Source organism: Pseudomonas sp. CJQ_9, from assembly GCF_043106615.1.
In the GTDB taxonomy this organism is placed as follows: domain Bacteria; phylum Pseudomonadota; class Gammaproteobacteria; order Pseudomonadales; family Pseudomonadaceae; genus Aquipseudomonas; species Aquipseudomonas juntendi.
Genome location: NZ_JBICMS010000102.1, coordinates 1 through 17617, shown reverse-complemented (window position 1 = coordinate 17617; position 17617 = coordinate 1). Strand labels below are relative to the sequence as shown.

Sequence of the window (17617 nt, the reverse complement as noted above, 5' to 3'; positions counted from 1 at the left end):
CAAACAGCAGAGGCTCTGAGGTTTGCACCATTTTTCATTCTCTAGGTCGAGGACCTCATCATGTTGAAAGGCTACGGGGCAGTCATCCTCGACGGGGCGTGGCTGACGCTACAGCTCGCCCTGTCGTCGATGGCCCTGGCCATCGTGCTCGGCCTGATCGGTGTGGCGCTGCGCTTGTCGCCGGTGCGCTGGCTGGCCTGGCTTGGCGACCTGTATTCCACGGTCATCCGTGGCATACCGGACCTGGTACTGATCCTGCTGATATTCTACGGCGGGCAAGACATCATCAACCGGGTGGCGCCGCTGCTCGGCTACGAAGACTACATCGACCTCAACCCGCTGATCGCGGGCATCGGTACCCTGGGCTTCATCTTTGGTGCCTACCTGTCGGAAACCTTCCGCGGCGCTTTCCTCGGCATTCCCAAGGGGCAGGCCGAGGCGGGGCTCGCCTATGGCATGAGCCCGCGCCAGGTGTTCTTCCGTATCCAGGTTCCGCAAATGATCCGCCTGGCGATCCCTGGCTTTACCAACAACTGGCTGGTGCTGACCAAAGCCACCGCGCTGATTTCGGTGGTCGGCCTGCAGGACCTGATGTTCAAGGCCAAACAGGCGGCCGACGCCACGCGCGAGCCGTTCACCTTCTTCCTGGCGGTGGCCGCGTTGTACCTGGTGCTGACCAGTGTTTCGCTGCTGGCCCTGAAGTTTCTGGAGCGCCGCTACTCGGTGGGCGTCAAGGTGGCTGAACTATGATCTTCGACTACAACGTCATCTGGGAGGCGTTGCCGATGTACTTCGGCGGCCTGCTGACCACCCTCAAGCTGCTGGCCATTTCGTTGTTCTTCGGCTTGCTGGGGGCTATTCCGTTGGGCCTGATGCGGGTGTCGCGGCAGCCGGTGGTCAACTTCACCGCCTGGCTCTATACCTATGTGATCCGCGGGACGCCGATGCTGGTGCAGCTGTTTCTGATCTACTACGGCCTGGCCCAGTTCGAAGCGGTACGCGACAGTGTCTTCTGGCCGCTGTTGTCCAGCGCCACCTTCTGTGCGTGCCTGGCGTTCGGCATCAACACCAGTGCCTACACCGCAGAAATCATCGCCGGCAGCCTCAAGGCCACGCCGCATGGCGAGATCGAGGCGGCCAAGGCCATGGGCATGTCGCGCATGAAGATGTACCGCCGCATCCTGCTGCCTTCGGCCCTGCGCCGGGCGCTGCCGCAGTACAGCAACGAAGTGATCATGATGCTGCAGACCACCAGCCTGGCGTCGATCGTCACCCTGATCGACATAACCGGCGCCGCACGCACGGTCAATGCGCAGTACTACCTGCCTTTCGAGGCCTATATCACGGCGGGCGTGTTCTACCTGTGCCTGACCTTCATCCTGGTGCGCCTGTTCAAGATGGCCGAACGCCGCTGGCTCGGCTACCTGGCGCCACGCAAGCACTGACCGCTTTGTGAGAATCGACAGCATGTACAAACTCGAAGTCCAAGACCTGCACAAGCGCTACGGCAGCCATGAAGTACTCAAGGGCGTGTCGCTGGCGGCCAAGGCCGGCGACGTCATCAGCATCATCGGCTCCAGCGGTTCGGGCAAGTCGACCTTCCTGCGTTGCATCAACCTGCTGGAGCAGCCGCACGCCGGCAAGATCCTGCTCAACAACGAAGAGCTCAGGCTGGTCGCTGGCAAGGACGGCGCGCTGAAGGCCGCAGACCCGCGTCAGCTGCAGCGCATGCGCTCGCGGCTGTCGATGGTGTTTCAGCATTTCAACCTGTGGTCGCACATGACCGCGCTGGAGAACATCATCGAGGCGCCGGTGCATGTGTTGGGCGTGAACCGCAAGGAAGCCCTGGAAAAGGCCGAGCACTACCTGGCCAAGGTGGGTGTCGCCCACCGCAAGGACGCCTTCCCGGGGCACATGTCTGGCGGGGAGCAACAACGTGTGGCAATTGCCCGGGCCCTGGCGGTGGAGCCGGAGGTTATGCTGTTCGACGAGCCGACTTCGGCACTCGACCCCGAGCTGGTCGGCGATGTGCTGAAGGTAATGCAGGCGCTGGCCCAGGAAGGCCGGACCATGGTCGTGGTCACCCACGAAATGGGCTTTGCCCGCGAGGTGTCCAACCAGTTGGTGTTCTTGCACAAGGGGCTGGTGGAAGAGACCGGCTGCCCGCGTGAAGTGCTGGCCAACCCGCAGTCGGAACGCCTGAAGCAGTTCCTCTCCGGCAGCCTGAAGTAAAAGCTGCATTTTTGCACCAGAATAGGGCATGCTGCGCGGCGAGCGCGGCCTGACCCGGCGCACAGACTCGAACGACCTCAGGTTTCGGACCGTACCTTATGACCACCCAGCGAATCGGTTTTCTCATCTGGCCCAGCACCAGGCCCTTGACCCTGGCGCTGGCCGAGGAAGTGTTGCAGGTGGCGCAGCGGGTGCATCCGGACGTGGTCTACGAACTGTCGTTCCTGCAGGCCGAGCCTGCGCCGGAAGGTGCCTGGCGCCTGCCAGGCGAGCCCTGGAACGGTGGCCTGGAAGGTTGTCACAAGCTGTTCCTGCTGGCAGACGAGCCACCCGTGGCGGTAGGGGCTGCGTTGTCGGCCGCGCTCAAGCAGCTGGCGCGCAGCGGCTGCATGATCGGGGGGCTTGCAGCCGGTGTGTACCCGCTGGCGATGCTGGGTTTGCTCGATGGTTACCGGGCTGCCGTGCACTGGCGTTGGCAGGATGATTTTGCCGAGCGCTTCCCCAGGGTCATCGCCACCAGCCACCTGTTTGACTGGGATCGTGACCGCCTCACGGCGTGCGGCGGCATGGCCGTTACCGACCTGCTGCTGGCGGTGCTGGCCCGCGATCACGGCGCCGAGCTTGCCGGTGCGGTGTCGGAGGAACTGGTGGTCGAGCGTATCCGCGAGGGGGGCGAGCGCCAACGCATTCCGCTGCAGAATCGTCTTGGCTCCAGCCACCCCAAGCTGACCCAGGCGGTGTTGCTGATGGAAGCCAATATCGAAGAACCGCTGACCACCGACGAAATTGCCCAGCACGTATGCGTCTCGCGCCGGCAGTTGGAGCGCATTTTCAAGCAGTACCTGAACCGCGTGCCGAGCCAGTACTACCTGGAGCTGCGGCTGAACAAGGCGCGGCAGATGCTGATGCAGACCAGCAAATCGATCATCCAGATCGGGCTTTCCTGTGGTTTCTCGTCGGGGCCGCATTTTTCCAGTGCGTACCGCAATTTCTTTGGTGCCACGCCGCGGGAAGACCGTAACCAGCGGCGTAGCAGCAGCCCGTTCGAGTTGAGTTCGGCGCCGGCTGAAAAGGGTTGATAGCTCGGTTGGGGTCGGGGTGTATGCCTTGAAGGTGATGGTGGGGCGGATATCGTGCGCCGCGCTACTAGAACAACGTCATGCACCCGCCACGGCGCGATACCAACGCCTCACACCCGCCCCGGCATAAAAATATCGGCTTGCACCTTCTACTCCTTCATCTCCAGGTGAACACCCGTTCACCCAGCCCCCTCTCTCCCGTACACTGCGCGATTGCGACAGTGTTTGTCGCATTGCCGAAAACCTTGCCAAAACTGGGTTTTGCGCTGTAACAAGTTGTCGCTTGGCCGCAAGGACAGGCGCAGATCAGTCCTTACAATCCCCCCCATCGCTCGCCACTTCCAGGCCAGCGTTCCTCTTCAGGAGACTCAGATGTCCGTTGAGCAAGCCCCGGTGCAACGTGCCGATTTCGACCAGGTCATGGTCCCCAACTATTCTCCGGCGGCCTTCATTCCTGTGCGAGGCGAGGGTTCCCGTGTCTGGGACCAGACCGGTCGCGAGTTGATCGACTTTGCCGGCGGTATCGCGGTAAACGCCCTGGGCCACTGCCACCCGGCGCTGGTCAAGGCCTTGACCGAGCAGGCCAACACCCTCTGGCACGTCTCCAACGTATTCACCAACGAACCGGCCTTGCGCCTGGCCCGCAAGCTGGTAAGCGCCACCTTCGCCGACCGTGCGTTCTTCTGCAACTCTGGCGCCGAGGCCAACGAGGCCGCCTTCAAGCTGGCCCGTCGGGTTGCCCATGACCGCTTCGGCCCGGAAAAGCACGAAATCATCTCCACCGTGAACAGTTTCCACGGTCGCACCTTGTTTACCGTCAGCGTCGGCGGTCAGCCGAAGTACTCCGATGGCTTCGGCCCGAAGATCACCGGCATCAGCCACGTGCCGTACAACGACCTGGAAGCGTTGAAAGCACAGATCTCCGACAAGACGTGCGCCGTGGTGATCGAGCCGATCCAGGGTGAGAGCGGCGTGGTGCCGGCCGACAAGGCTTACCTGGAAGGCGCACGCAAGTTGTGTGACGAGCACAATGCCCTGCTGATCTTCGACGAAGTGCAGACGGGTGTGGGCCGTACCGGCTCGCTATATGCCTACCAGCACTACGGCGTGACCCCGGACATCCTCACCAGCGCCAAGAGCCTGGGCGGCGGTTTCCCGATCGGCGCCATGCTGACCACTACCGAGCTGGCCAAGCACCTGGCCGTGGGCACCCACGGCACCACCTACGGCGGCAACCCGCTGGGCTGCGCGGTTGCCTGCGCGGTGCTGGACGTGGTCAACACCCCGGAAACCCTGGCCGGCATCAAGGCCAAGCACGCGCGGTTCAAGGCCCGCCTGGAGCAGATCGGCCAGAAGTACAACCTGTTCAGCCAAGTGCGTGGTGTTGGCCTGCTGCTCGGTTGCGTGTTGGCCGAGGCCTGGCAAGGCAAGGCCAAGGACGTACTCAATGCCGCCGAGAAAGAAGGCGTGATGGTGCTGCAGGCCGGTCCGGACGTGGTCCGCTTCGCCCCAAGCCTGGTGGTTGAAGACGTCGATATCGATGCAGGCCTGGATCGCTTCGAACGCGCCGTGGCCACGCTGACCCAAGGCTGAACCGCCTGCGGTACCTTCGCCGGCCCCAACCAAGGCTGTACCAGGCCGGCGATTTGCGATTCCACAGCAGGTGCACAAGCGCCTGCCGTTTTTCCGTGCCGCCATGAGCGGCCCGTATTCCAAAGGAGTGACACCATGCTGGTGATGCGCCCCGCGCAAATGGCTGATCTGAACGAAGTGCAGCGCATGGCTGCCGACAGCCCCATTGGTGTCACCTCGCTGCCAGACGACTCTGCTCGCCTGGGCGACAAGATTGCCGCCTCCGAGACGTCCTTCGCCGCGGAGGTCAGCTTCAACGGCGAGGAAAGCTACTTCTTCGTGCTCGAAGACAGCGAAACCGGCAAGCTCGCCGGCTGCTCGGCCATCGTGGCCTCGGCTGGCTACTCCGAGCCGTTCTACAGTTTCCGCAACGAGACCTTCGTGCACGCCTCGCGCGAGCTGAAGATCCACAACAAGATCCACGTGCTGTCGCTGTGCCACGACCTGACTGGCAACAGCCTGCTGACCAGTTTCTACGTGTTGCCAGAGCTGGTGAACAGCGGCTGGGCCGAGCTCAATTCCCGCGGCCGCCTGCTGTTCATGGCTGCGCACCCGGAACGCTTCGCTGACTCAGTGGTGACCGAGATCGTCGGTTACAGCGACGAAAAGGGCGAATCGCCATTCTGGGATGCGATCGGGCGCAATTTCTTCGACCTCAACTATGCCGATGCCGAGCGCCTGTGCGGCCTGAAGAGCCGGACCTTTCTCGCCGAACTCATGCCGCACTACCCGATCTACGTGCCGCTGCTGCCAGACCTGGCGCAGGAAGCCATGGGCCAGGTGCACCCGCGGGCGCAGATCACCTTCGACATCCTCATGCGTGAGGGCTTCGAGACCGAGCACTACATCGACATATTCGACGGCGGCCCAACCCTGCATGCGCGTACCTCGGGCATCCGTTCGATCGCCCAGAGCCGGGTGGCACCGGTGAAGGTCGACGACGCGCCGGCCAAGGGCGGGCGCCCGTACCTGGTGTGCAACGGCTTGTTGCAGGACTACCGGGCAGTGCTGCTGGAGCTGGATTGGGTGCCCGGCAAGCCGGTCAGCCTGAACGTTGCCGCAGCCGAGGCGCTGGGCGTGGGCGAGGGTGCCAGCGTGCGCCTGGTGGCTGCCTGAGGTCTGGCAACAGGCGTTTCGGGATTGATGCGTTAGCAGAGTTTCGCGCCGGCCCATGCCGCCGCACAAGGAGATAGCATGATCGTTCGTCCTGTACGCAGCAGCGATTTGCCTGCGTTGATCGAATTGGCACGCAGCACCGGCACTACCGGGCTGACCACGCTGCCGGCCAACGAAGAGCGCCTGGAGCACCGCGTGGGTTGGGCGGAAAAGAGCTTCCGGGGCGAGGCCGAGCGTGGCGACACCGACTACCTGTTCGTGCTGGAAAACGACGAAGGCCTGGTGGTAGGCATCAGTGCCATCGCCGGTGCCGTTGGCCTGCGCGAGCCTTGGTACAACTACCGGGTCGGCCTGACCGTCAGTGCCTCGCAGGAGCTGAAGATCTACCGTGAAATCCCCACGCTGTTTCTGGCCAACGACCTGACCGGAAACTCCGAGCTGTGCTCGCTGTTCCTGCGCAGCGACTACCGCGCCGGGCTCAACGGCCGCTTGCTGTCGCGGGCGCGCATGCTGTTCATTGCCGAGTTCCCCGAGTTGTTCGGCAAGAAGATCATCGCCGAAATGCGCGGCATGTCGGATGAGCAGGGGCGTTCGCCGTTCTGGGAAAGCCTGGGCCGGCACTTCTTCAAGATGGAGTTCAGCCAGGCGGACTACCTGACCGGGGTGGGCAACAAGTCGTTCATCGCCGAGCTGATGCCGAAGTTCCCGCTGTACACCTGCTTCCTGTCCGACGCGGCGCGCAACGTGATCGGCCGTGTGCACAAGGACACCGAGCCGGCGCTGGCCATGCTCAAGCAGGAAGGTTTCACTTACCAGGGCTACGTCGACATTTTCGACGCCGGCCCGGCCATCGAGTGTGACACCGCCAGGATTCGCGCCGTGCGCGACAGCCAGACGCTGGTGCTGGCGGTGGGCACGCCGGGCGATGACGCCACCCCCTACATCATTCACAACCGCAAGCGCGACGACTGCCGTATCACCGCTGCACCTGCGCGGCTGGCCGCCGGAACCCTGGTGGTCGACCCGCTGACCGCCAAACGCCTGCGCATGGGCGCCGGCGACAATGTGCGCGCGGTACCTATGTCGGCGAGCCGGGAGGGCCAGTAAATGACCACGCACTACATCGCCGGCAATTGGCAGGCCGGCCAGGGCGAGCCCCTGCAATCGCTGAACCCGGTCACCCAGGCCGTGATCTGGCAGGGGCAGGGCGCTGACGCCAGCCAGGTCGGCGCCGCCGTAAAGGCTGCGCGCCAGGCGTTCCCAGCCTGGGCGCAACTGAGCCTGGACGCACGCATCGGTGTGCTGGAGCAATTTGCCGCACAGTTGAAGGCGCATGCCGAAGCCATGGCCCAGTGCATTGGCGAGGAAACCGGCAAGCCGCTGTGGGAGTCGGCCACCGAAGTGACCAGCATGATCAACAAGGTGGCCATTTCCGTACAAAGTTACCGTGAGCGTACCGGTGAAAAGAGCGGCCCGCTGGCCGATGCCACGGCAGTGCTGCGGCACAAGCCCCATGGTGTGGTCGCGGTGTTCGGCCCTTACAACTTCCCAGGCCACCTGCCGAACGGGCATATCGTTCCGGCGCTGCTGGCGGGCAACTGCGTGGTGTTCAAGCCGAGTGAGCTGACCCCCAAGGTGGCCGAACTGACGGTGCACTGCTGGATCGCCGCCGGCCTGCCGGCGGGTGTGCTGAACCTGGTTCAGGGCGGGCGTGAAACCGGCGTGGCACTGGCTGGCGACCCAGGTATCGATGGCGTGTTCTTCACCGGTTCCAGCCGCACTGGCAACCTGTTGCACCAGCAGTTTGCCGGGCGCCCAGACAAGATCCTGGCGCTGGAAATGGGCGGCAACAACCCATTGCTGGTAGACGAGGTCAAGGACCTCGACGCTGCGGTTTACACCATCATTCAGTCGGCGTTCATTTCCGCCGGCCAGCGCTGCACCTGCGCACGTCGCCTGCTGGTGCCCCAGGGTGCCTGGGGCGATGCGCTGCTCGCACGCCTGGTCGAGGTGTGCAGAACCATCACGGTGGGGGCGTTCGATGAACAGCCGGCACCGTTCATGGGCTCGGTGATTTCGCTGCAGGCCGCGCAGGCGCTGCTGGCTGCCCAGGCCGAACTGGCCGCCAAGGGCGGGGTGAAACTGCTGGAAATGACGCAGCCGCAAGCCGATGCCGCATTGCTTACCCCTGGCATCATCGATGTGAGCGCCGTGGCGCAGCGCCCGGATGAAGAGTTCTTCGGGCCGCTGCTGCAAGTGGTCCGCTATGCCGATTTCGATGCGGCCATCGATGAAGCGAACAACACCCAGTACGGCCTGGCTGCCGGCTTGCTGTCCGATTCGCGCGCCCGCTACCAGCATTTCTGGCTGCGCAGCCGCGCCGGCATCGTCAACTGGAACAAGCAACTGACCGGTGCAGCCAGCAGCGCACCCTTCGGTGGCATCGGTGCCAGTGGCAACCATCGCGCCAGTGCCTATTACGCGGCGGACTACTGCGCTTACCCCGTGGCTTCGCTGGAGACTGCCAGCCTTGCCTTGCCGGCCACCCTTACGCCGGGCCTCACCCTATAACAACAGGTCACGGAGCCTTGCCGATGAAATCCTATGAAGTGAATTTTGATGGCCTGGTAGGGCCTACCCACAACTATGGCGGCCTGTCCTACGGTAACGTGGCTTCGCAAAGCAACAGCCAGCAAGGCTCCAGCCCGCGTGAAGCTGCGCGCCAGGGCCTGGCGAAGATGAAGGCATTGGCCGACATGGGCTTCAAGCAGGGCGTGCTGGCACCGCAGGAGCGCCCGGATGTGGCCGCACTCCGCCGTCTGGGCTTCAGCGGCAGCGATGCCGACGTGATCCAGCGTGCCGCCAAGGAGGCCATGCCGTTGCTGGTCGCCACCTGTTCGGCTTCGAGCATGTGGGTGGCCAACGCTGCCACGGTCAGCCCCAGTGCCGACACCGCCGATGGTCGCGTCCACTTCACCGCCGCCAACCTCAATTGCAAATACCATCGCAGCATCGAGCACCCGACCACCAGTCGCGTGCTGGCCGCAATGTTCAATGACGAGCAACGCTTCGCCCACCACCCGGCGTTGCCTGCCGTGGCGCAGTTCGGTGACGAGGGCGCTGCCAACCATACGCGCTTCTGCCGCGCCTATGGGGAGGCTGGCGTGGAGTTCTTCGTCTACGGCCGCAGTGCATTCGACAGCCGTTACCCGGCACCGCAGAAATACCCCGCCCGGCAGACCCTGGAGGCTTCGCAGGCCGTGGCCCGGTTGCATGGCCTGCGTGAGGACGGGGTGGTCTACGCTCAACAGAACCCGGCGGTGATCGACCAGGGCGTGTTCCACAATGACGTGATTGCCGTGGGTAATGGCGAGGTGCTGTTCTACCACGAGGACGCATTCCTCGAGACTGATACGGTACTGGGCCAGTTGCGCGCTAAACTGGCCAGTAAGGGCGGCCGTTTCCAGGCCATCTGCGTGCCCCGCTCGGCAGTGGCGGTAGAAGATGCAGTGCGTTCCTACCTGTTCAACAGCCAGCTGCTCAGCCGTGACGACGGCTCCATGCTGCTGGTGGTGCCGGAAGAGTGCCGCAACAATGAGCGCGTCTGGGCGTACCTTGGGCAGTTGACCCGCCAGGGCGGCCCGGTGAAGGAGGTCAAGGTGTTCGACCTCAAGCAGAGCATGCAGAACGGCGGTGGCCCGGCTTGCCTGCGTTTGCGGGTGGCTTTGAATGAAACGGAACTGGCGGCGGTCAACCAAGGCGTTATCATGACCGCCCCGCTGTACGACACCCTGCTGCAATGGGTCGACAGGCACTATCGTGATCGACTGGTCGAGGCGGACCTAGCCGACCCGCAACTGCTGGTGGAGTGCCGTACCGCACTGGACGAATTGACCCAGATCCTGAAGTTGGGCTCGGTGTACCCGTTCCAACGCCAACCTTGAAGAGAGAATTGTAATGACCGACGCCCTGCGCCTGATCCTCGAAGATGAAGACGGCACCCAGCTCGAAACCTCCTGCACCCGTTTTGCCGTGGTCTGGCAAGGCAAGGAAGTGTGGATCCAGCAGGATGGCCGCGGCCAGTTGCTGATCGGTGTGGATGTCGAGGAAGGTGACGCCGAGTACGCCAACCTGCTGCTGCGCCCCATGGCCACCAACCTGGTCAGCCTGCAGCTGGAAATGGAACCTGCAGAGCTTGGCGAAGACGACGATCACGTCCATGGCCCCGACTGCGGCCACACCCACTAAGGAAGTTCCTATGCTCGCCCTTGGCAAATTGCTTGAGCTGACCCTCACCGATCACGAACCGGCCGAGAAGACCCAAGTGACGACCAAGGGCACGCGTTTGCGCTGGCTGGGGGAGGGGGCGCTCGAAGTGCGCCCACCCGAAGGCGAGGATTGCGGGCTGGACTTGCTGTTGTCTGCCGGCATTCATGGAAACGAGACAGCGCCGATCGAGTTGCTCGAACGGCTGCTGCATGGCGTGGCCGATGGGTCGATCAAGCCCAAGGCGCGGGTGTTGTTCCTGTTCGGCAACCCGGTGGCGATGCGCAAGGGTGAGCGTTTCATCGAACAGGACATCAACCGCCTGTTCAACGGGCGCCACGAACTGACCAGTGGTTTCGAGGCGTTGCGTGCGGCCGAGCTCGAGCAGTTCGCCCGGGTGTTCTTCGGCAAGCCCGGGCGCAGCCGCCTGCATTACGACCTGCATACTGCCATCCGCGGTTCGAAGATCGAGCAATTTGCCCTGTACCCCTATAAAGAGGGGCGCCAGCACTCCCGTCGCCAACTGGCGCGCCTGGCAGCGGCGGGTATGCAGGCGGTGTTGCTGCAAAGCAAGCCTTCCATCACCTTCAGCGCCTTTACCTACGAACAGCTGCAGGCTGAAGCGTTCACCCTGGAGCTGGGCAAGGCTCGCCCGTTCGGCCAGAACGAGCAGGTCAACCTCGACAAGCTCGAAGACCGCCTGGTCAAGATCATTCAGGCTAAAGAACCCGAGGACGAAGACTCGCTGGAAGGCCTGCAGCTGTTCAGTGTCTCCCGCGAAATCATCAAGCACAGCGACAGCTTCCACCTGCACCTGCCGGCGGATATCGAGAATTTTTCCGAACTGAGCAAAGGTTACCTGCTGGCTGAAGACCTGGCCGAGATGCGTTGGGTGGTCGAGGAAGAGGGCGCGCGCATCATCTTCCCCAACCCCAAGGTCAAGAATGGCCTCAGGGCAGGGCTTTTGATCGTGCCCGATGCTGGGCAGCGGTTGAGCTGAGGCGTTGCTTACAGTTGCGTGCGCAGTTCCAGTTGCAGTGCCTGGCGTAATCCGTTTTCAGTGAAAGCGGCGGGGTTGGTGTTAAGCGCAGTAGCGCCCCCAAAGTTGAATCTGCAGTCGGTGGGCAAGCCGATGCTTTGCAGTAACAGGTTGTCTACCGGGTATACGCCGTAGGTGCCCTGAACCTCTGTCTGGCCCGGGAACACGGTGCCAGTCATGGAATTCCAGCCCTGGCACAGGCAGCGGTACAGGTCGAGCAGCGGCAATTGGGTTGCCGTGGACCAGTTCGGGTTGTAGGCCAGAACCCCACCGCTGTAGCCCCAGCTGCTCTGGTTTTCGTTGATGATGAAGTGGCCTTCGTCTTCGTCCTGCTCGTCATCGCTGGGCGTGTAGCAGGTGAACTGTTGCCTGGTCGCTTCGCTCACCCTGATCGGTTTTCCGGTATGCCCGGCCTTGTTGTCCAGGCCTGCCAGCAGCGCTTGGCCGCAAGGCAATTTGCGCATCAGCACCAGTGCATCCTCGACCGCCTGCCGGAACGCCTCATCACCTGTCACGTGCACGCCGACGCGCCCTAGCGCCTGATGCTCGGCAGCTACAGGCTGGGCCAGGCGCGCATCGTACGCCGTGTTGCGGTAGAGCACGGTGCTGGAATTGGCCTGGCCAAGCAGGCAGTGGCCGGTGACATTGACCACCGCATGGCCTTTGTCGATCAGGACAGGGCCGCTACCGACGACTATCTGGTGCGTGCCGGTGTGCGCATCGATGTGCACCATGCCGGCCCCTGTCTCGATGTTGTTGCCGCTGCCGATCATGTCGATCAGTACCGGCTTGCGTACCTGCCCGGCAATGACCACCTGGTGCCCGCCGTCGGTCAGGCGAATGGCAATGGCTTCAGCGGTGTGCTGGGCGACCATGAATACGGCGCCGTTGACCGTGACTTCCAGCAAGCAGTCGTGGGTCGTGATTTGCACGCGTTTTTGCCGTGCATCCGAACCTGTGGCGCGCGGGGCGACATTGAACACCAGCAGCTCGGTGCTGGGCGCCAGGCGACGGTAGCGTCGCCCCAGCGCATACGCGCGTTCCAGGGTGATACGCACATTGTCATCAGCCTGTATGTATTTCACCTCTGTCTGCTGCTGGGGGTGGTCCTTGTTGATGAATGCGGTGTGGTGGCTGCCAGCCTGCCGATCGTCGAGGTAATAGACGGGGCTGGCATTGATCAATGGCGTAGGGTGGGGGAGCGGGTGTGGGTCCGAGTGCAGTTTGGACAGGTTCAGCTCAGGCATGGCGCATTCCGGTATCGAGAAGAAAGGCGCAGCATCCCCTGGTGGCTGGGTGGCCAGGTGTTGCTTATGTACCGCCTGCGTGGCCGTGCCGCCTTGCCTGGCGACCTTGACAGTGTCGATGAACGGCTTTTCATCCGCCGAATGCCGTTCTGGTGTACAAACACACTGTATCTCCTGTTCAGGCTGGCTATAATGGCGCCCTTTGCCGTCGTTTCGTCGATTCGACGTATTAGCCCAAACGGCCGCCGTTTCCGTGGAAGAACCTATGAAAAGCGCAGAAATCCGTGAAGCCTTCCTTCGCTTCTTCGAAGAGCAGGGCCATACCCGAGTTGCCTCCAGTTCGCTGATCCCGAACAACGACCCGACCCTGCTGTTCACCAACGCAGGCATGAACCAGTTCAAGGACTGCTTCCTCGGTGCCGAGAAGCGTGCCTATACCCGTGCGGTCAGCAGCCAGAAGTGCGTGCGCGCCGGCGGCAAGCACAACGACCTGGAAAACGTCGGTTACACCGCGCGTCACCACACGTTCTTCGAAATGCTGGGCAACTTCAGCTTCGGCGACTACTTCAAGCGCGACGCCATCACCTTCGCCTGGACCTTCCTGACCTCGGAAAAATGGCTGAACCTGCCCAAGGAAAAGCTCTGGGTCACGGTCTACGCCACCGACGACGAAGCCTACGACATCTGGACCAAGGAAGTAGGCGTGCCTGCCGAGCGCATGGTGCGCATCGGTGACAACAAGGGTGCCCCCTACGCATCCGACAACTTCTGGACCATGGGCGATACCGGCCCGTGCGGTCCATGCACCGAGATCTTCTACGACCACGGCCCGGACATCTGGGGTGGCCCGCCCGGTTCGCCGGAAGAAGACGGTGACCGCTATATCGAGATCTGGAACAACGTCTTCATGCAGTTCAACCGCACTGCCGATGGCGTGCTGCACCCACTGCCAGCGCCGTCGGTGGACACCGGCATGGGCCTGGAGCGTGTCAGCGCCGTGCTGCAGCACGTGCACTCCAACTACGAGATCGACCTGTTCCAGAACCTGCTGGCAGCGGCGGCCAAGGCCATCGGTTGCAGCAATGACGGCCAGGCTTCGCTGAAAGTGGTGGCCGACCACATCCGCTCCTGCGGCTTCCTGATTGCCGACGGCGTGCTGCCATCCAACGAAGGCCGTGGCTATGTACTGCGCCGCATCATCCGCCGCGCTTGCCGCCACGGTAACAAGCTGGGCGCCAAGGGCAGCTTCTTCTACCAGATCGTTGCTGCCCTGGTGGCCGAAATGGGCGAAGCCTTCCCCGAGCTGACCAGCCAGCAAGCGCACATCGAGCGCGTGCTCAAGGCCGAAGAAGAGCAGTTTGCCAAGACCCTGGAGCAGGGCCTGCGCATCCTCGAGCAAGATCTGGCCCAGTTGCAAGGCGCCGTGGTACCCGGCGATGTGGTGTTCAAGCTGTATGACACCTACGGTTTCCCGATGGACCTGACGGCCGACATTGCCCGTGAGCGCGAGTTGACCATCGACGAAGCCGGCTTCGAACGCGAAATGGACGCCCAGCGGGAGCGCGCCCGTTCTGCGAGCGCCTTCGGCATGGACTACAACAGCCTGGTCAAGGTCGACAGCGCCACCGAGTTCCTCGGCTACGACGCAACCGAAGGCCAGGGCAAGATCATCGCCCTGTACAAGGACGGCCAATCGGTCGACCAGCTGGGGGTGGGCGAGCAGGGCGTAGTGGTGCTCGACCGCACGCCGTTCTACGCCGAGTCCGGCGGCCAGGTGGGTGACAGCGGGTACCTGCAGGCGGGTGCTGCACGCTTTGACGTACGCGATACCACCAAGACCGGCGGGGCCTTCCTGCACCACGGTGTGGTCACCAGCGGTGCGCTGCTGATCGGTGCGCCGGTGGAGGCCAAGGTCGATGCAGACGTTCAGCACGCCACCTCGCTGAACCACTCGGCTACCCACCTGCTGCACGAAGCGTTGCGTCAGGTGCTGGGCGAGCACGTGCAACAGAAGGGCTCGCTGGTCGACAGCCAGCGCCTGCGTTTCGACTTCAGCCACTTCGAAGCGGTGAAACCGGAGCAGCTCAAGCAGCTGGAAGACATCGTCAACCGCGAAGTGCGCAAGAACACGCCGGTCGAGACCGAACTGACCGACATCGAAACCGCCAAGGCCAAAGGTGCCATGGCGCTGTTCGGTGAGAAATACGGCGATACCGTGCGCGTGTTGACCATGGGTGGCGATTTCTCGGTTGAGCTGTGTGGCGGTATCCACGCCAAGCGTACCGGTGACATCAGCCTGTTCAAGATCATCAGCGAAGGCGGCGTGGCCTCTGGCGTACGCCGGATCGAAGCAGTCACCGGCGCCGCTGCGCTGGCCTACCTGAACGCTGCCGAAGAGCAGGTCAAGGAAGCCGCGCAACTGGTCAAGGGTAACCGTGACAACCTGATCGACAAGTTGTCGGCTGTGCTCGAGCGCAACCGTCAGCTGGAGAAGCAGCTGGAGCAGCTGCAGGCCAAGGCCGCCAGCGCCGCAGGGGACGATCTCTCCAACGCGGCTGTTGAGGTCAAGGGTGCCAAGGTCCTCGCCGCCCGCCTGGATGGGCAGGATGGCAAGGCCCTGCTGGCCCTGGTCGATCAGTTGAAGAACAAGCTCGGCCACGCAGTGATCCTGCTGGGCAGCGAGCATGAGGGCAAGGTCGTGTTGGTGGCCGGCGTGACCAAAGACCTCTCCAGCCAACTCAAGGCTGGTGATCTGATGAAGCAAGCCGCTGCGGCGGTGGGTGGCAAGGGCGGTGGCCGTCCGGACATGGCCCAGGGTGGTGGCGTCGACGTCGCTGCGCTGGACAAGGCCCTGGCGCTGGCCGTGCCATTCGCAGAGCAGGGACTTTGAGATGAAGGGGTAGGCGGTTCAGTGGCGGGTGCGAAGCCCCCGGGTGCCGCACCCGGGGGCAGGCAGCAGGGTCACCGGCCACTTCCGCCACCCCTTCATGTTGGATTGTTTTTTGGGGCCCTGTATGGGCTGAGGCACCATTGAAATGGCGTTGATCGTACAGAAATTTGGCGGCACCTCTGTCGGTTCCATCGAGCGGATCGAGCAGGTAGCCGATAAGGTCAAGAAACACCGTGAAGCGGGCGACGACCTGGTCGTCGTGCTGTCGGCCATGAGCGGTGAAACCAATCGCCTGATCGACCTGGCCAAGCAGATCACCGATCAGCCGGTTCCGCGTGAACTGGACGTGATCGTGTCGACCGGTGAGCAGGTGACCATTGCCTTGCTGACCATGGCCTTGATCAAGCGTGGTGTGCCAGCGGTGTCCTACACCGGCAACCAGGTGCGCATTCTCACTGACAGCGCGCACAACAAGGCGCGCATCCTGCAAATCGACGACCACAAGATTCGTGCCGACCTCAAGGAAGGCCGCGTGGTCGTGGTTGCGGGCTTCCAGGGGGTCGACGAGCACGGCAGCATCACCACCCTCGGTCGCGGCGGCTCCGATACCACCGGCGTGGCCCTGGCGGCGGCGCTGAAAGCTGACGAATGCCAGATCTACACCGATGTGGATGGCGTCTACACCACCGACCCGCGTGTTGTGCCGCAGGCTCGCCGCCTGGAGAAGATCACCTTCGAAGAAATGCTGGAAATGGCCAGCCTCGGTTCCAAGGTGCTGCAGATCCGTTCGGTGGAGTTCGCCGGCAAGTACAACGTTCCGCTGCGCGTGCTGCACAGCTTCAAGGAGGGTCCGGGTACCCTCATTACCATTGATGAAGAGGAATCCATGGAACAGCCGATCATTTCCGGTATCGCCTTCAACCGTGATGAAGCCAAGCTGACCATTCGCGGCGTGCCGGACACCCCGGGCGTGGCCTTCAAGATCCTCGGCCCGATCAGTGCTTCGAATATCGAAGTGGACATGATCGTGCAGAACGTTGCCCACGATAACACCACCGACTTCACCTTCACCGTGCACCGCAACGAGTACGAGAAGGCGCAGAGCGTTCTGGAAAACACCGCCCGCGAAATCGGTGCCCGCGAAGTGATCGGCGACACCAAGATCGCCAAGGTTTCCATCGTTGGCGTCGGCATGCGTTCGCACGCCGGGGTTGCCAGCCGCATGTTCGAGGCGCTGGCCAAGGAGAGCATCAACATTCAGATGATCTCCACCTCCGAGATCAAGGTTTCGGTCGTTATCGAAGAAAAGTACCTCGAGCTGGCCGTACGCGCGCTGCACACCGCGTTCGAGCTTGACGCCCCTGCCCGACAGGGCGAGTAAGGCGCTGCACTGCAAGGGCGCGGCACCAGCCGCGCCCTTCGTGTTTCTGCTCGCTGCGCAGGCCCTGTCCTAACCTGTGTAGCGTGCTGCCGGGCTGGTCGTCGTCCGCGGCCGGCCCTGACCCCCAAGACTGTTACCCCTGAATGTTTTGCGTAAGGAGAAAGCTATGTTGATTCTGACTCGTCGGTGCGCCGAGAGCCTGATCATTGGAGACGGCGAGATTACCGTGACGGTGCTCGGCGTGAAGGGCAACCAGGTACGTATAGGCGTCAGCGCGCCGAAGGAAGTGGCTGTTCACCGCGAGGAAATCTACCTGCGGATCAAGAAAGAGAAGGATGAAGAGCCAAGCCTTTAATTTTTTTGAAGTTTTTTTCAAAAAAAGGGTTGCAAAGGTGAAAGAGGTTCTTTAATATTCGCCTCGTGTTGCGGTGAGGTGGCCGAGTGGCCGAAGGCGCTCCCCTGCTAAGGGAGTATACCTCATAAGGGTATCGGGGGTTCGAATCCCCCCTTCACCGCCATTATTTGCGTAGGGCGCTGTAACGGGTAGGAACGCTAAGTAGTTGATTTTAAACGAAAACGTTCTTGCAAAAATGTTTCAGCGACCTATAATGCGCGGCAAGACACGGACTCATAGCTCAGCTGGATAGAGTACTCGGCTACGAACCGAGCGGTCGCAGGTTCGAATCCTGCTGAGTCCGCCACTTTTGAAGTGGCTTTGTTTTCAAGGCTGCTTCA

At 62.6% G+C, this 17617-nt stretch carries 15 protein-coding genes and 2 tRNA genes; 16 read left to right on the top strand and 1 reads right to left on the bottom strand.

Going from position 1 to position 17617, the window contains the following annotated elements; all coding sequences use genetic code 11:
* Window positions 1–60 precede the first annotated feature (60 nt).
* From ACF8SD_RS23125 to astE, 11 genes are all read left to right on the top strand, one after another.
* Window positions 61–750: an ABC transporter permease gene (locus ACF8SD_RS23125; protein WP_392484031.1), complete on the top strand. Its 690-nt coding sequence runs from the start codon at window positions 61–63 to the stop codon at window positions 748–750.
* Window positions 747–1445, top strand: coding sequence for an ABC transporter permease (locus ACF8SD_RS23120; RefSeq protein WP_029887202.1), 699 nt, complete (start codon window positions 747–749; stop codon window positions 1443–1445). Before ACF8SD_RS23125 ends, ACF8SD_RS23120 begins: the two co-directional genes overlap by 4 nt.
* Window positions 1446–1467: 22 nt before the next feature.
* Complete coding sequence (locus ACF8SD_RS23115) at window positions 1468–2232, top strand: ABC transporter ATP-binding protein (RefSeq protein WP_009681485.1); 765 nt, start codon at window positions 1468–1470, stop codon at window positions 2230–2232.
* A 98-nt stretch (window positions 2233–2330) separates the two neighbouring features.
* The gene (gene argR, locus ACF8SD_RS23110; protein WP_009681484.1) at window positions 2331–3311 is read left to right on the top strand and encodes a transcriptional regulator ArgR; all 981 of its coding nucleotides are present in this window, start codon (window positions 2331–2333) and stop codon (window positions 3309–3311) included.
* Between the two features lie 372 nt (window positions 3312–3683).
* Window positions 3684–4904: an aspartate aminotransferase family protein gene (locus ACF8SD_RS23105; protein ID WP_392484030.1), complete on the top strand. Its 1221-nt coding sequence runs from the start codon at window positions 3684–3686 to the stop codon at window positions 4902–4904.
* Between the two features lie 135 nt (window positions 4905–5039).
* Window positions 5040–6059, top strand: a complete 1020-nt coding sequence (gene aruF, locus ACF8SD_RS23100; RefSeq protein ID WP_392484029.1) for an arginine/ornithine succinyltransferase subunit alpha — start codon at window positions 5040–5042, stop codon at window positions 6057–6059.
* 78 nt (window positions 6060–6137) lie between these two features.
* Window positions 6138–7166: an arginine N-succinyltransferase gene (astA, locus tag ACF8SD_RS23095; protein WP_054912724.1), complete on the top strand. Its 1029-nt coding sequence runs from the start codon at window positions 6138–6140 to the stop codon at window positions 7164–7166.
* On the top strand, window positions 7167–8630 hold the full coding sequence (gene astD, locus ACF8SD_RS23090; RefSeq protein ID WP_392484028.1) for a succinylglutamate-semialdehyde dehydrogenase: 1464 nt from the start codon (window positions 7167–7169) through the stop codon (window positions 8628–8630). It abuts the gene before it with no gap.
* 23 nt (window positions 8631–8653) lie between these two features.
* Complete coding sequence (astB, locus tag ACF8SD_RS23085) at window positions 8654–10003, top strand: N-succinylarginine dihydrolase (protein ID WP_392484027.1); 1350 nt, start codon at window positions 8654–8656, stop codon at window positions 10001–10003.
* A 13-nt stretch (window positions 10004–10016) separates the two neighbouring features.
* A complete protein-coding gene (locus ACF8SD_RS23080) occupies window positions 10017–10307 on the top strand; it encodes a hypothetical protein (RefSeq protein ID WP_009681477.1) in 291 nt (96 codons plus the stop codon).
* A 10-nt stretch (window positions 10308–10317) separates the two neighbouring features.
* Window positions 10318–11325: a succinylglutamate desuccinylase gene (gene astE, locus ACF8SD_RS23075; RefSeq protein WP_392484026.1), complete on the top strand. Its 1008-nt coding sequence runs from the start codon at window positions 10318–10320 to the stop codon at window positions 11323–11325.
* Between the two features lie 8 nt (window positions 11326–11333).
* Here astE and ACF8SD_RS23070 read toward each other — a convergent pair whose 3' ends face one another.
* On the bottom strand, window positions 11334–12611 hold the full coding sequence (locus ACF8SD_RS23070) for a M91 family zinc metallopeptidase (protein ID WP_392484025.1): 1278 nt from the start codon (window positions 12609–12611) through the stop codon (window positions 11334–11336).
* Window positions 12612–12876: 265 nt separating this feature from the next.
* Between ACF8SD_RS23070 and alaS the strand changes: the two genes are divergently transcribed.
* The 5 genes from alaS (at window position 12877) to ACF8SD_RS23045 (ending at window position 17583) form a co-directional block, all read left to right on the top strand.
* Window positions 12877–15501 carry an alanine--tRNA ligase gene (alaS, locus tag ACF8SD_RS23065; protein WP_009681474.1) on the top strand — a complete coding sequence of 875 codons (2625 nt, stop codon included), beginning with the start codon at window positions 12877–12879 and terminating at the stop codon, window positions 15499–15501.
* A 145-nt stretch (window positions 15502–15646) separates the two neighbouring features.
* Window positions 15647–16882: an aspartate kinase gene (locus ACF8SD_RS23060; protein WP_009681473.1), complete on the top strand. Its 1236-nt coding sequence runs from the start codon at window positions 15647–15649 to the stop codon at window positions 16880–16882.
* 166 nt (window positions 16883–17048) lie between these two features.
* The gene (gene csrA / locus ACF8SD_RS23055) at window positions 17049–17237 is read left to right on the top strand and encodes a carbon storage regulator CsrA (RefSeq protein ID WP_003254503.1); all 189 of its coding nucleotides are present in this window, start codon (window positions 17049–17051) and stop codon (window positions 17235–17237) included.
* 72 nt (window positions 17238–17309) lie between these two features.
* A tRNA-Ser gene (locus tag ACF8SD_RS23050) sits at window positions 17310–17400 on the top strand.
* 106 nt (window positions 17401–17506) lie between these two features.
* Window positions 17507–17583: transfer RNA gene (locus ACF8SD_RS23045), tRNA-Arg, on the top strand.
* Window positions 17584–17617: the final 34 nt, after the last annotated feature.

Coding starts and splice junctions, on each gene's coding strand:
- ACF8SD_RS23125 (WP_392484031.1), top strand. CDS start 61: ATGTTGAAAGGCTACGGGGCAGTCATCCTCGACGGGGCGTGGCTGACG.
- ACF8SD_RS23120 (WP_029887202.1), top strand. CDS start 747: ATGATCTTCGACTACAACGTCATCTGGGAGGCGTTGCCGATGTACTTC.
- ACF8SD_RS23115 (WP_009681485.1), top strand. CDS start 1,468: ATGTACAAACTCGAAGTCCAAGACCTGCACAAGCGCTACGGCAGCCAT.
- argR (WP_009681484.1), top strand. CDS start 2,331: ATGACCACCCAGCGAATCGGTTTTCTCATCTGGCCCAGCACCAGGCCC.
- ACF8SD_RS23105 (WP_392484030.1), top strand. CDS start 3,684: ATGTCCGTTGAGCAAGCCCCGGTGCAACGTGCCGATTTCGACCAGGTC.
- aruF (WP_392484029.1), top strand. CDS start 5,040: ATGCTGGTGATGCGCCCCGCGCAAATGGCTGATCTGAACGAAGTGCAG.
- astA (WP_054912724.1), top strand. CDS start 6,138: ATGATCGTTCGTCCTGTACGCAGCAGCGATTTGCCTGCGTTGATCGAA.
- astD (WP_392484028.1), top strand. CDS start 7,167: ATGACCACGCACTACATCGCCGGCAATTGGCAGGCCGGCCAGGGCGAG.
- astB (WP_392484027.1), top strand. CDS start 8,654: ATGAAATCCTATGAAGTGAATTTTGATGGCCTGGTAGGGCCTACCCAC.
- ACF8SD_RS23080 (WP_009681477.1), top strand. CDS start 10,017: ATGACCGACGCCCTGCGCCTGATCCTCGAAGATGAAGACGGCACCCAG.
- astE (WP_392484026.1), top strand. CDS start 10,318: ATGCTCGCCCTTGGCAAATTGCTTGAGCTGACCCTCACCGATCACGAA.
- ACF8SD_RS23070 (WP_392484025.1), bottom strand. CDS start 12,611: ATGCCTGAGCTGAACCTGTCCAAACTGCACTCGGACCCACACCCGCTC.
- alaS (WP_009681474.1), top strand. CDS start 12,877: ATGAAAAGCGCAGAAATCCGTGAAGCCTTCCTTCGCTTCTTCGAAGAG.
- ACF8SD_RS23060 (WP_009681473.1), top strand. CDS start 15,647: ATGGCGTTGATCGTACAGAAATTTGGCGGCACCTCTGTCGGTTCCATC.
- csrA (WP_003254503.1), top strand. CDS start 17,049: ATGTTGATTCTGACTCGTCGGTGCGCCGAGAGCCTGATCATTGGAGAC.